Here is an 11,492-nt window from a genome sequence, read left to right as displayed (position 1 = left end):
CACACCATGACCGAAGCACAGCCCCAGCCCCGGACCGTCGTTCCCTTCGACGAGGTCAAGAACCTCGTCGGCACCGACCTCGGGCACTCCGCCTGGCGGGAGATCACCCAGGACCAGGTGAACACGTTCGCCGACGCCACCGACGACCACCAGTGGATCCACACCGACCCCGAGCGCGCCGCGGAGGGGCCCTTCGGCGCCCCGATCGCCCACGGCTTCCTGACCCTGTCCCTGCTCATCCCCATGTGGTCCGAGCTCTTCGACGTCACCGACGTGAAGACCAAGGTCAACTACGGCCTCGACAAGGTCCGCTTCACCTCGCCCGTCAAGGTCGGCTCGCGGATCCGCATGACCGTGACCATCACCGACGTCCAGGAGGTCAAGGGCAACGGCCTGCACCTGGTCGCCGACGGCACGATCGAGATCGAGGGCGAGGAGCGGCCGGCCGTCGTCGCCACGTTCCTGAACCGCTTCTACGCCTGATCGCGGCACGCCACCGGCCAGAGAGGGCCCGGGTGACCACGACCCCTCCTCGTGGTCACCCGGGCCCTCCGGTGCCGGGCACGGTGCCGAGGGGCTCAGCCGGTCGCGCCGGTCCGCCCGCAGGCCGCCACGGCGTCGGCCACCGCCGGCACGACCCGGGGATCCAGCGCGGACGGCACGATGTGCTCGGCGGTCAGCCCGTCCGCAGCGGCGATCGCCGCGAGCGCCCGGGCGGCCTCCAGCTTCATGGCCGGGGTGATCCGCCGCGCCCCCGCGTCCAGGACCCCGCGGAAGATCCCCGGGAAGGCCAGCACTTCGGTGATCCGGTTCGGGAAGTCCGACCGGCCCGTGGCCACCACGGCGGCGTGCTTCGCGGCGACGTCGGGCACGACCTCAGGGTCCGGATCGGCCAGGGCGAACACGACCGCGTCCTCGGCCAGCTCGGTCAGGAACTCCTCGGGGATCCGCTCGCCCGACACGCCCACGAGCACGTCCGCGCCCTCGAGGGCGTCCTTGGGTCCGCCGATCAGCCCGCGCGGGTTGGTGCGCGCCGCGCAGTCGGCCTTGATCGCGTCGAGGTCGTCCCGCTCCCGGGAGACGATGCCGCGGGAGTCCATCAGCACCACGTCCTCGACGCCCTGGGCCAGCAGGATCTCCGTGGTCGCGATGCCCGCCGCACCGGCGCCCGCGACCACGACCTTGAGCCCGGACAGGTCCTTGCCCACCAGCTGCGCGGCGTTGAGCAGGGCCGCCAGGACGACGACGGCGGTGCCGTGCTGGTCGTCGTGCATCACCGGGACGTCCAGCTCCTCGATCAGCCGCTGCTCGATCTCGAAGCAGCGCGGGGCCGAGACGGCCGCGAGGTCCACCGCCCCGAAGGACGGGCGCAGGACCTGGACCGTCCGCACGATCTCGTCGACGTCCCGGGTGTCGAGCACGAGCGGGATCGCGTCCAGGTCCGCGAAGGCCTTGAACAGGGCCGCCCTGCCCTCCATCACCGGCAGGGCCGCGGCGGGCCCGACGTCGCCGAGTCCCGGCACGGCGGAGCCGTCGGAGACCACGGCCACGAGCCGGCCGGCCCAGGTGTGGGTGCTCGCCGTGGCGGGATCGGCAGCCACCGCACGGGAGACCTCGGCGACACCCGGGGTGTACGCGACGGACAGGTCGCGGAGGGTCCCCAGCGGGGACGTCGGGACCACGGAGAGCTTCCCGCCCTCGTGGGAGCGGAGGATCTTCTCGTGCGGAACGGGGCCGGTCTGCTGGTTCTCGTCGCTCATGCGGGGTCCTCGTGCTCTCGTCGTCGAGTGCGAACAGGGTCCCCGACATTGTCCCCCACCGGGACGGCCGGCACCGCATGCCCGGAACGCCGCGGGGTCCCCGGGCCGTTCCGCGGCTCCTCCCCGGAGAGGCACAGGGCCCCTGGAACGACACTGGGTCTCCGGAACGACACAGGGCTCCCGCAACGGCACAGGGCCCCCGGACCGTGCGGTCCGGGGGCCCTGCTCGCGGTCCGGCGCGCGAGGCGCCGGCGGTGCGGGGATCAGATGATGGAACGACCCCCGGTGCGTGCCTTCTCGAAGCGCTCCTGGACGTCGGCCCAGTTCACGATGTTCCAGAAGGCCTTGACGTAGTCGGCCTTGACGTTCTGGTAGTCGAGGTAGAAGGCGTGCTCCCACATGTCCAGCTGCAGCAGCGGGATCGTGGCCACCGGGACACCGTTCTGCTGGTCGTACATCTGCTCGATGACCAGGTTCCCGCCGACGGGCTCGTAGGCGAGGATCGCCCAGCCGGAGCCCTGGATCGTGGTGGCCGCGGAGGTGAAGTGGTCGCGGAACGCGTCGAAGGACCCGAAGTGGTCCTCGATCGCCGCGGCGAGCTCACCGGTGGGCTTGTCCCCGCCCTCCGGGGAGAGGTTCTGCCAGAACACCGAGTGGTTCACGTGCCCACCGAGGTTGAACTGCAGGTCCTTGGACAGCTTGGCCGCGGCGGCACCGTCACCGTTGGCGCGGGCGTCGGCCATCTTCTCCAGGGCGGTGTTCGCCCCGGCCACGTAGGTGGCGTGGTGCTTGTCGTGGTGGAGCTCCATGATCTTCGCGGAGATGTGGGGCTCCAGCGCCGCGTAGTCGTAGGGCAGATCGGGAAGGGTGTACTTCTCGGCCATAGGAGAGTCCTTTCGATAGCTGTCGTGTGGTTCCACCCTCGTCCTGCGCGCGCGCGGGGGTCAAGGAGGTTCCGCCACCAGCGTACGGTGCTCCGCGGAGGGGCGCGCCGGGACGCCGAGCGGCCTCCGCGGGCGGTGTCCCGGCCGGGCCGCCGCCCGCGGAGGCCGCCGTGGTCTCAGACGAAGTCGGGCGGGCTCTCGAGCGGGCAGCGGGGCGGGTGGGGGGTCAGCTGGGACGGGACCGTGAACTCGTAGTCGCCCGACTCGAGCATCCGCCGGAGGGACTCGAGGGCGTTCCGGGCGCTGCGCCGGGCGGCGCCCCGGAGCAGGAACCAGAGCCAGGCCTTCGACTCGGTGTACCGCCCGTCCACGACCTTCTCGATTCGGGTGCCGCCCTCGACCTGCTCCCAGGTGATCGTCACGAGGAGGTCGACCACGCCCTTGGTCGTGCGCATCCCCAGGCGCCGGCCCGGCACGTGCTCGGAGACGATGTTCACGAAGGAGAACCGCAACGGGCCCAGGTGGGCCACGGACTCGATCGACGTGCCGAGCTGCAGCACGGGCGTGCTGACCCTGTAGTCCCGCTCCGGGATCGGGTTCCACCGGCGCAGGCACCCGGGGTCGAGCAGGAAGCGCTCCACCAGCTGCGGACTCGCCGCGACGACGGCGGTGTCCACCAGCCGGAACGTCGTGTTCTCCTCGGGCATCGCACCCTCTCCTCCGCGGTCGGATCCGCGCACGGGGCAGGCGGACGGCGTGCACGGACGGGGACGATTCGCATGTGCACATGCATACTCTAGCGACGGAGCGGCGCAGTGCCACCGTCCTGGGGTGCACAGGGGGTGGAGAAAGTTGTCCACAGGTGTGGACGGGCGTGTGCAGAATTCGAACGTCCGTACGCACCTTTCCCGAAGCAGGCCGTCGTCGCCGGTCAGCGCGCGGTCCGCGCGGCGGACGACGGCGTAATTCCACCAATGGAAGTTATCCACCCTGTGGACAAGTCCTGTGGAGAACCTGTTGAGAAGACCGGGCGGGAGGTCACGGGGAGTCGTCCACGGCCTCACCGTCCGCCAGGACCGGGAGATCGGCGGGTCACGACCGGACGGCCGGGCCCCGGGACGGGAGCGACCGGTGCCCGCCCGCGAGCGCGCGAGGACAGCGGCGCGCCGCCGCGAGGCCCGCACCCGGTGCCCGGACCGGGGTCACCGGTCGTCCCCTCCCGGGCGTGGCCGGTCGGCGGCGTGCAGCCCCACGACGCACGCCACGATGCCCGCCAGGAAGACGGCCTTCGGCCACGACATCTGCTCCTGGCCGGTGCCGGCCGCCCACGCGACCGTCAGCACGGCGCCGATGCCCGTCCACACGGCGTAGGCGGTGCCCATCGGCACCACACGGGCGGCCCGCGCCAGGGTCAGCATGCTCACCGCGAGGGCCACCGCGAAGAGCAGGCCGGGGCCGACCCGCGAGAAGCTCTCGGAGGCGCCCAGGGCCGTGGCCCAGACCGCCTCCAGCACACCGCTGACCACGAGCAGGGCCCAGGCGCGGGCCCGCCGGACCCGCAGGTCCGGCACGGCCCGCGGCTCAGCCGACAACCTTGAGCCCGATCACGCAGCCGATGATGCCGAGCACCAGCAGCACCTTCAGGGCCGTCGCGGACTCGCGGCCGGTCAGCATGGACCAGGCCACGGTCAGGGCGGCACCGATCCCCACCCAGACGGCGTACGCCGTGCCCGTGGGCAGCTCCGCCATGGCGTAGGCGAGCCCGGCCAGGCTCACGGCGGCCGTCACGGCGAACACCACGGTCGGCACGGGGCGGCGGAGGCCGTCCGAGGCCGCGAGCGCGGAGGCCCACACCGCCTCGAAGACGCCCGAGAGCACCAGTACGATCCACGCCCCCACGGCGGTCAGCGCCTCGGGACCACGCGGATCCAGAGGAACCCGTGGGCGTCGAGCAGGAGGCCGTGGCGCAGGTCGAGCTCGGCGTTGCCGTGCAGCTCGACGCCGTGGGGGAGGAACCCGGACAGGGTCTCGCCGGTGACGAACTGGGACCAGTCGGAGAAGTTGGCCAGGCACAGCACGATCGTGTTGCTGCCCGGGCGCTGGTAGCCCAGCACGTGGGGGTTGCGCGCGTCGAAGGGGATGAGGGTGTTGCCGTCGAGCTCCGGAGCGTTGCGGCGCAGCTCGACCATCCGGCGGATGCCCCCGAAGATCCTCCCCTGCACGGAGACCAGCTCGTGACGGCGCTCGTAGTCCTGGACGGGCCGCGGCGGGCGGTGCACCCACCGGGCGTCCCCGGCGTGGGCCGGGTCCTCGTTCCAGGCGGGGTCGTTGAGCTGGCCGACCTCGTCCCCCAGGTACAGCAGGGGGATGCCGCCGGTGCTCATCGCGACGGAGTGCGCGAGCAGGATCCGGTCCACCGCGGGTCCCGGGTCCTCGGCGAGACCCAGCAGCGACGCCGTGGTCCCGCACACGCGGCAGTCCCCCGTGCGGGGGTTCTCCTGGAACGGGACGCCGTCCGCGAAGCTGCCCGGGTGGCGCCCGGTGTAGAAGGCGTTGAGGAAGCGGCGGTGGTCGTGGCCGCGCACGTCCAGCCGGGCGGCGTCCTCGTCCGAGAACGTCCACCCGATGTCGTCGTGGCCGCGCACGTAGTCCACCCACGCCGTGCCGGGCGGGAGGGCGTGGCGCTCCTCGAGGGCCTGCGCCAGCAGCTTCGGCTCGCGGGTGGCCATCGCCTCCCACGTGAGGGCCATCTGGAGCGGGTTGTAGGACAGCTGGCACTGACCGGGCTCGATGTACCGGGCGACCTCGTCCGGGTGGACGATCGCCTCGGACTTGAACAGCACGGCCGGAGCGGCGATCCGGCACAGCGCGTTGTAGGCGCGCAGCAGCACGTGGGCCTGCGGCAGCGACTCGCAGGGGGTGCCCAGCTGCTTCCAGATGAACGCGACGGCGTCCATGCGCAGCACCTCGACGCCCTGGGCGGCGAGGAAGAGCATCTCCGCGGCCATCGCCCGGAAGACGGCGGGGTTGGTGTAGTTGAGGTCCCACTGGAAGGAGTAGAAGGTGCTCCACACCCACCGGGGGTCCTCCTCGGCGGCCCGGACCGGCGTGAAGGAGCCGGGGTGGTCGTCCGGGAAGATCTCGCGCGTGGTGCGCTCGAACTCCTCCGGGACGGTCCGGTCCCGGAAGATCCAGTAGTAGTCCTCGTACTCCTGCTCCCCCGCGGCGGCCCGGCGCGCCCACTCGTGCTCGTCGGAGGTGTGGTTGAAGACGAAGTCGAGGACCAGGCTGATCCCGTGCCGGCGCAGCTCCCGGCTCAGCTCGGCGAGCTCCTCCATGGTCCCCAGCTCCGGCGCCACGCGCCGGTACGACGACACCGCGTAGCCGCCGTCCGAGTTGCCCGCCGGGGCCTCGAACAGGGGCATGAGGTGCAGGTAGGTCAGTCCCAGCTCCCGGAAGTAGGGAATCTGCTCCCGGATCCCCTGCAGGCTGCCCGCGTACCGGTCCACGTAGCAGACCCCGCCGAGCATCTGCCGGGAGCCGAACCACGCCGGGTCACGCTCCCGCCGCGCGTCCAGGTCCTTGAGGTCCGCGGGGCGCTCGGCCCAGGAGTGCGCCAGCTGCAGGCCGAGCTCGCCGAGCTGCTCGAGGAAGTCCTCGCGGTGGCCGTAGATCTCGGCGAAGAGCAGGGTCAGCCGGGGGAAGTGCTCGTCGAACCGTCGGTCGAAGTCCGCCCACCCGGTGTCCGGGAGGTCTGCGGCGCGGCGCTCGTGCACCTGCTGGCGCACGTACGCGGTGATCACGCGTGCCTGGTTCTCGGGCGACAGTCCCGGGATCCCGGACGTAGTGGTGTTCGGCACACTGCTCCTTCGGTCGTCCACCCCGGGCGGGGTGAGGCGATGTCCGAACTCGAGATCCTCCTTGACGACGAGCCCTCGGATGGTCACGGACGCGCTGCCCGACGTCGGCGGGAGCGGCCCGCCCCTCAGCATACTGATGCGTCCCCGGCATTTCAGCGGATGACCGGGACGTTCCTCCACATCCCTGTGCACAGAGTTTTCCACAGGTGTGGACGACTCCTGGGGACACTGCGGGGAAAGCGGCGGGAGCGCCGCGTGGTCACAGGCCGGGACCGCCTCCGGACCCGGGGGCGATCCCGGCGCGCGTGTGGAGAACCCTGTGCAGGGCGGTTCCCGCCGGCCCGCCGCCCGGCCTCAGTACCCGTTGGCGGCGAGCCACTCCTGCGCGGCGGCCGCCGGGCTGACCTGGTCCTCGCCGCTGACCTGGCGGTTGAGCTCGATGAGGTCCTCCGTGGTCAGCTGCCCGGACAGCTCGTTCAGGGCGTCCACCGCCTCCTGCGGCAGCCGGTCCGCCGCGGCCAGCGGCAGCACCTGCTGGGCGATGAAGTTGTTCTCCGGGTCCTCCAGCACCACGAGGTCGTTGTCCACGATCGCCGGCGTGGTCGTGAAGATGTCGGCGGCGTCCACGTCCCCGTCGAGCAGCGCCTGGACGGTGAGCGGGCCGCCGCCGTCGTTGATCGGCTCGAAGGACTCCGGCACGCAGCCGTAGTTCTCCTCGAGGCCGTCGAGGCCGTAGGCGCGCTCGGCGAACTCGGGCGGGCCCGCGACGACCAGCTCGCCGCACACCTCCGCCATGTCGGCGATGCTCGTCAGGCCGTACTGCTCGGCGGTCCCGGGAGTGACCACCATGGCGTCCTTGTTCTCCGCCTCGGCGGGCTCCAGCACGGTCAGGCCCTCGGGCAGGGCGTCCGGCAGGGCGTCCATGATCTCCTCGGCCGAGCTCGCGGTCGCCTCGGGGTCCGCGAAGAGCAGGAGGTTGCCGGAGTAGTCCGGGACCACGTCCACGGACCCGTCCTGGACGGCCCCCACGTAGGCCTCGCGGGCGCCGATGCCCATGGACGTCTCCGTCTCGACCCCGGCGGACTCCAGGGCCCCCACGTAGAGCTCGGCCACGATCTGGCTCTCCGGGAAGTCTGCGGAGCCCACGGTCACGGTCTCCGAGGACGCCGCAGCGGACCCGTCCTCACCGGCGAGGGGGTCGCCGCCGCCCCCGCAGGCGGTCAGGCCCAGCAGCAGGGCGGCGCCCAGGGCCGGCGGGGTTGCGCGGCGGCGGAGCACGGGGGAAGTGGTCATGGTGGTTCTCCTGTCGATCGGTGGTGGAGGGAGCCGGGGGTCAGGGAGCGGCCAGGCGCAGGCCCGGTGACGTGGACAGCCGCTGGGCCAGTGCCAGGAGGGCGTCCACGGCGAGCGCGAGCACCGCCACGAGCACGACGGAGCCGAGCATCCGCTCGTAGTCGCGCACCGCGAGGCCGTCGATGAGATAGCGGCCGAGGCCCCCGAGGTTGATGTAGGCGACCACGGTCACGGTCGCGACGACCTGCAGGGCGGCGTTGCGGATCCCGCCCAGGATCACGGGCAGCGCGTTGGGCACCTCCACGCGGGCCAGCACCTGGCCCCCGGTCATCCCCATGGCGGCCCCGGCGTCCTTGAGGGACGGGGGCACGTTGGCGATCCCGGCGTAGGTGCCGGACAGGATCGGGGGGATCGCGAGCAGCACGAGCGCGATGATCGGCGGCACCAGGCCGAGTCCCAGCAGCAGGGTGAAGAGCGTCAGCAGGCCCAGCGTGGGCAGGGCGCGCAGGGCGCCGGCCAGGCCGACGACGACGCCGGAGCCGCGGCCCGTGTGCCCGACCCACAGGCCGAGCGGGACCGCCACGGCCAGGGCCACGGCGAGGGTCACGCCGCTGTAGGTCAGGTGCTCGAGCAGCCGGGCGGGGATGCCGCCGGACCCGGACCAGTTCCCGGGATCGACCAGCCACGACAGGGCGTCGCCGAAGAGGCTCATGCGTCCGCCCCTCTCCGCACGCGCAGGGTGGGCGCCGGTGCCGCCCCCGCACGCTGCCAGCGCGTCAGCGCGTGGCCGGCGCCCCGCAGCACGAGGTCGATGAGCACGGCCAGGACCACGGTCAGGACGATCCCGACCGCGATCTCCTCGAGGATGGAGCGGCGCAGCCCGTCGGTGAACAGGGTGCCGAGGGACTGGACGCCGATCACGGCGCCGACGCTCACCATGGAGATGTTGCTGACGGAGGCGACCCGCAGACCGGCGACCAGGACGGGCACCGCGAGCGGCAGCTCGACCGCGAGGAAGCGCCGCAGGGGACGGTAGCCCATCGCGGTGGAGGCCTGCAGGACGTCGCGGTCCACGGACTCGAAGGCGTCCACGGAGGAGCGCACCAGGATCGCCACGACGTAGATGGTCAGCGCCACGACCACGTTCACCACCGAGGTGATCTGCGTGCCCAGGAGCAGGGGCAGCACCACGAAGAGGGTCAGGGACGGGATGGTGTAGAGCAGCGAGGAGCCCGTGACGAAGACCGGGCGCAGCGTCCGGTTGCGCGCCGCGAGCCGGGCGACCGGGATCGCGATCAGCGCGCCCAGCAGCAGCGGCAGCACCGACTGGACGAGGTGCATGCCCGTGAGCTCCAGGACGTAGGGCCAGTTGCGGCTGGTCCAGGTCATCGGGGGGTCCGCCCCCCGAGCCGTGCGTCCTCGATGGCCGCGATGATCTCCCCCGGCTGCATGATGCCGGCGGCCCGGCCGTCGTCGTCGACGACCACGGCCAGGCCCGACGGCGAGGACAGGGCCGCGTCCAGGGCACTGCGCAGCGAGCTTCCGGGCCGGTGCAGGGTGCCGCCCACCACGGGGTCGTCCTCCGCGCCGGGCCGCACCCAGCCGCGCGGGGTGCCGTCGTCGTCGATCCGCAGGGTCCACCCGTCGGGGACGGGACCGTCCCCGGCCCCGACGACGCTCTGCGTGCCGTCCGGGCGCACGACGGACACCGGGTGCACGGGGATGTCGTGGGCCGAGTCGAAGGTCAGGGAGCGGAAGCCGCGGTCGCGGCCCACGAAGTCCGCCACGAAGTCGTCGGCGGGGGCGCGCAGCAGCTCCTCCGGGGTGGCGTACTGCGCCAGCCTCCCGCCCGTGGCGAAGACGGCCACCCGGTTGCCCAGCAGGATCGCCTCGTCGATGTCGTGGGTGACGAACACGATGGTGCGGTTCAGGCGGTGCTGGAGGTCCAGCAGCTCGCGCTGCAGGTCCTGGCGCACCACGGGGTCCACGGCGGAGAACGGCTCGTCCATCAGCAGCACCGGCGGGTCGGCCGCGAGCGCCCGGGCCACCCCCACGCGCTGCTGCTGGCCGCCGGAGAGCTGGGAGGGGTACCGGGAGCCCAGGGCCTCGTCGAGTCCCACGGTGGTCAGCAGCTCGCGGGCCCGTTCCCGCGCCTGCTTCTTCGGGACGCCGTTGAGCCGCGGGACGGTGGCGATGTTGTCCACCACGGTGCGGTGCGGCAGGAGCCCCGACTGCTGCATGACGTAGCCCATGGAGCGGCGCAGCTCGTGGGCGGGCACGGACGAGACGTCGCGGCCCTCCACCGAGACGGTGCCCGAGGTCGGCTCGACCATGCGGTTGATCATCCGCAGGGACGTCGTCTTGCCGCAGCCGGAGGGCCCCACGAACACGGTGAGGGATCCCCGGGGGACCTCGAGGTCGAGGGCCTCGACGGCGGTCGTCCCGTCCGGGTACGTCTTGCCCGCGCCCTCGAACCGGATCGCGATGTCGGTCATGGAGATCCTCCCGTTGCCGTCCGGCCAGTATAGGCAAGCGGCTCGGGCGCCCCGCTAGACTCGCGTCCACCGGAGGCGGCCCCCCAGCGGGGCCTCGGGCCGACGCGGAGGAGAACGAGGATGCACAGCCTGGAGCTGCTGCTCGGCGAGGACGCCGAGGCGGCCGTGCGCGCCGACTGGGACCGGCTGTCCGAGGCAGGACTGCCCAGCTCCGGCCGGCACGGCTCCGTCTCCAACCGGCCCCACATCACCCTGGTGGCCGCCCCGTCCCTGGCCCCGGAGACCGTTCCGGGGATCGACGCCCGGGTCGCCGCCGCCGCCGGGTTCGTGGACCTGCCCCTGGCCAGTGCCGGCGTGCTCCTGTTCGGCCCGGGCCGCGGCGGATACGTGGTGGTCCGCCAGGTGGTGACCACCCCCGAGCTGCTCGAGCTGCACCGCCGGGTCTGCGCCGCCGTCGGCGCGCTCCCCGGGCAGGCGCGCACCTCGTTCCCCGGGGCCTGGACACCGCACGTCACCCTGGCGCGCCGGATGCGGCCGGACCAGGTGGCCGCCGCCCTCGAGGTCCTCGCGCCGCACCCCGAACCGCTGCGCGCCGTCGCGCTGCGCCGCTGGGACGCGGACGCCCGCACCGTGGTGCAGCTGGCCTGAGCACCGGCGCGGACGGGGACCGCTGCACTCGCGGGCCGCCCCGACCCGGGACACCGGCCCCGCGCACCGGGGCGGTGCCCGGGCGGCGCGGGGTCAGAGCTCCAGCTCGTAGAAGAAGGACAGGCCGCCGTCCCCGTCCTCGAAGCGGGTGAAGCCCGCCGACTCGTAGAGTCCGCGGGCGGCCACGTCGTCCTCGCTGGTCGCGAGGTCCACCAGGTCGGCGCCGCCCGCCCGGGCCCGGTTGAGGACTGCCGTGAGCAGGCTCCGGCCGATCCCCTCGCCGCGTCGCCCGGGCACGACGTAGAGCTCGGCGAGGTACCACTCGTCGCCCGCCGACCACAGGCCGGGGCGGACGCGGACCACCGCGATCCCGTCCGGGCCGTCCCCGGCCAGCAGCACGAGGGTCCCCCCGCGCCCCATCAGCTCGACCAGGCGCTGCGCCAGCCAGTCGGCGCCGGGGGTGGCCGCGTCGTACTCCCGGTTGAAGGCGTCCAGGAGCCGCCCCGCGGCGGGGGCGTCCTCGGGTCCCGCGGTCCGCACGTCGACCATGCG

The 11,492-nt window shown here is 73.1% G+C and carries 13 protein-coding genes; 2 read left to right on the top strand and 11 right to left on the bottom strand.

Features of this window, described 5'->3' with window-relative positions:
• Positions 1–6 precede the first annotated feature (6 nt).
• Positions 7–483 (top strand): MaoC/PaaZ C-terminal domain-containing protein, encoded by a 477-nt coding sequence (locus ACH9D3_RS10690; RefSeq protein ID WP_396410874.1) that lies wholly within the window; start codon positions 7–9, stop codon positions 481–483.
• Positions 484–578: 95 nt separating this feature from the next.
• Here ACH9D3_RS10690 and ACH9D3_RS10685 read toward each other — a convergent pair whose 3' ends face one another.
• The 10 genes from ACH9D3_RS10685 to ACH9D3_RS10640 form a co-directional block, all read right to left on the bottom strand.
• Positions 579–1,760, bottom strand: coding sequence for a malic enzyme-like NAD(P)-binding protein (locus ACH9D3_RS10685; RefSeq protein WP_396410873.1), 1,182 nt, complete (start codon positions 1,758–1,760; stop codon positions 579–581).
• Between the two features lie 263 nt (positions 1,761–2,023).
• A complete protein-coding gene (locus ACH9D3_RS10680) occupies positions 2,024–2,644 on the bottom strand; it encodes a superoxide dismutase (protein WP_396400099.1) in 621 nt (206 codons plus the stop codon).
• A gap of 176 nt (positions 2,645–2,820) precedes the next feature.
• The gene (locus ACH9D3_RS10675; protein ID WP_396400098.1) at positions 2,821–3,351 is read right to left on the bottom strand and encodes an SRPBCC family protein; all 531 of its coding nucleotides are present in this window, start codon (positions 3,349–3,351) and stop codon (positions 2,821–2,823) included.
• A 495-nt stretch (positions 3,352–3,846) separates the two neighbouring features.
• Positions 3,847–4,215, bottom strand: coding sequence for a DMT family transporter (locus tag ACH9D3_RS10670; RefSeq protein WP_396400097.1), 369 nt, complete (start codon positions 4,213–4,215; stop codon positions 3,847–3,849).
• A 10-nt stretch (positions 4,216–4,225) separates the two neighbouring features.
• Positions 4,226–4,543: an SMR family transporter gene (locus tag ACH9D3_RS10665; RefSeq protein ID WP_396410872.1), complete on the bottom strand. Its 318-nt coding sequence runs from the start codon at positions 4,541–4,543 to the stop codon at positions 4,226–4,228.
• A 5-nt stretch (positions 4,544–4,548) separates the two neighbouring features.
• The gene (locus ACH9D3_RS10660) at positions 4,549–6,447 is read right to left on the bottom strand and encodes an amylosucrase (RefSeq protein ID WP_396410899.1); all 1,899 of its coding nucleotides are present in this window, start codon (positions 6,445–6,447) and stop codon (positions 4,549–4,551) included.
• Positions 6,448–6,858: 411 nt separating this feature from the next.
• Positions 6,859–7,797, bottom strand: a complete 939-nt coding sequence (locus ACH9D3_RS10655) for a glycine betaine ABC transporter substrate-binding protein (RefSeq protein WP_396410871.1) — start codon at positions 7,795–7,797, stop codon at positions 6,859–6,861.
• Between the two features lie 40 nt (positions 7,798–7,837).
• Positions 7,838–8,509 (bottom strand): ABC transporter permease, encoded by a 672-nt coding sequence (locus ACH9D3_RS10650; protein ID WP_396400094.1) that lies wholly within the window; start codon positions 8,507–8,509, stop codon positions 7,838–7,840.
• On the bottom strand, positions 8,506–9,186 hold the full coding sequence (locus tag ACH9D3_RS10645; protein WP_396400093.1) for an ABC transporter permease: 681 nt from the start codon (positions 9,184–9,186) through the stop codon (positions 8,506–8,508). The genes ACH9D3_RS10650 and ACH9D3_RS10645 overlap by 4 nt, the downstream gene beginning before the upstream one ends.
• Positions 9,183–10,292 carry an ATP-binding cassette domain-containing protein gene (locus ACH9D3_RS10640; RefSeq protein WP_396410870.1) on the bottom strand — a complete coding sequence of 370 codons (1,110 nt, stop codon included), beginning with the start codon at positions 10,290–10,292 and terminating at the stop codon, positions 9,183–9,185. The genes ACH9D3_RS10645 and ACH9D3_RS10640 overlap by 4 nt, the downstream gene beginning before the upstream one ends.
• A gap of 120 nt (positions 10,293–10,412) precedes the next feature.
• On the opposite strand from ACH9D3_RS10640, the gene ACH9D3_RS10635 reads away from it, so the two are divergent.
• Entirely contained in the window at positions 10,413–10,940 is a 528-nt protein-coding gene (locus ACH9D3_RS10635; RefSeq protein WP_396400091.1) for a 2'-5' RNA ligase family protein, read from the top strand.
• A gap of 93 nt (positions 10,941–11,033) precedes the next feature.
• Here the strand turns inward: ACH9D3_RS10635 and ACH9D3_RS10630 are convergent, their stop codons facing one another.
• Positions 11,034–11,489 carry a GNAT family N-acetyltransferase gene (locus ACH9D3_RS10630; RefSeq protein WP_396410869.1) on the bottom strand — a complete coding sequence of 152 codons (456 nt, stop codon included), beginning with the start codon at positions 11,487–11,489 and terminating at the stop codon, positions 11,034–11,036.
• Positions 11,490–11,492: the final 3 nt, after the last annotated feature.

It is taken from the genome of Kocuria kalidii, assembly GCF_044462225.1.
Taxonomy (GTDB): domain Bacteria; phylum Actinomycetota; class Actinomycetes; order Actinomycetales; family Micrococcaceae; genus Kocuria; species Kocuria kalidii.
Note: the sequence above shows the minus strand (reverse complement) of the source record. Positions and strands in the feature narration are given on the sequence as shown.

Bases quoted from the DNA above. Each gene is read 5' to 3' on its own strand.
- ACH9D3_RS10690 (WP_396410874.1), top strand. From the start codon at position 7: ATGACCGAAGCACAGCCCCAGCCCCGGACCGTCGTTCCCTTCGACGAG.
- ACH9D3_RS10685 (WP_396410873.1), bottom strand. From the start codon at position 1,760: ATGAGCGACGAGAACCAGCAGACCGGCCCCGTTCCGCACGAGAAGATC.
- ACH9D3_RS10680 (WP_396400099.1), bottom strand. From the start codon at position 2,644: ATGGCCGAGAAGTACACCCTTCCCGATCTGCCCTACGACTACGCGGCG.
- ACH9D3_RS10675 (WP_396400098.1), bottom strand. From the start codon at position 3,351: ATGCCCGAGGAGAACACGACGTTCCGGCTGGTGGACACCGCCGTCGTC.
- ACH9D3_RS10655 (WP_396410871.1), bottom strand. From the start codon at position 7,797: ATGACCACTTCCCCCGTGCTCCGCCGCCGCGCAACCCCGCCGGCCCTG.
- ACH9D3_RS10650 (WP_396400094.1), bottom strand. From the start codon at position 8,509: ATGAGCCTCTTCGGCGACGCCCTGTCGTGGCTGGTCGATCCCGGGAAC.
- ACH9D3_RS10645 (WP_396400093.1), bottom strand. From the start codon at position 9,186: ATGACCTGGACCAGCCGCAACTGGCCCTACGTCCTGGAGCTCACGGGC.
- ACH9D3_RS10640 (WP_396410870.1), bottom strand. From the start codon at position 10,292: ATGACCGACATCGCGATCCGGTTCGAGGGCGCGGGCAAGACGTACCCG.
- ACH9D3_RS10635 (WP_396400091.1), top strand. From the start codon at position 10,413: ATGCACAGCCTGGAGCTGCTGCTCGGCGAGGACGCCGAGGCGGCCGTG.
- ACH9D3_RS10630 (WP_396410869.1), bottom strand. From the start codon at position 11,489: ATGGTCGACGTGCGGACCGCGGGACCCGAGGACGCCCCCGCCGCGGGG.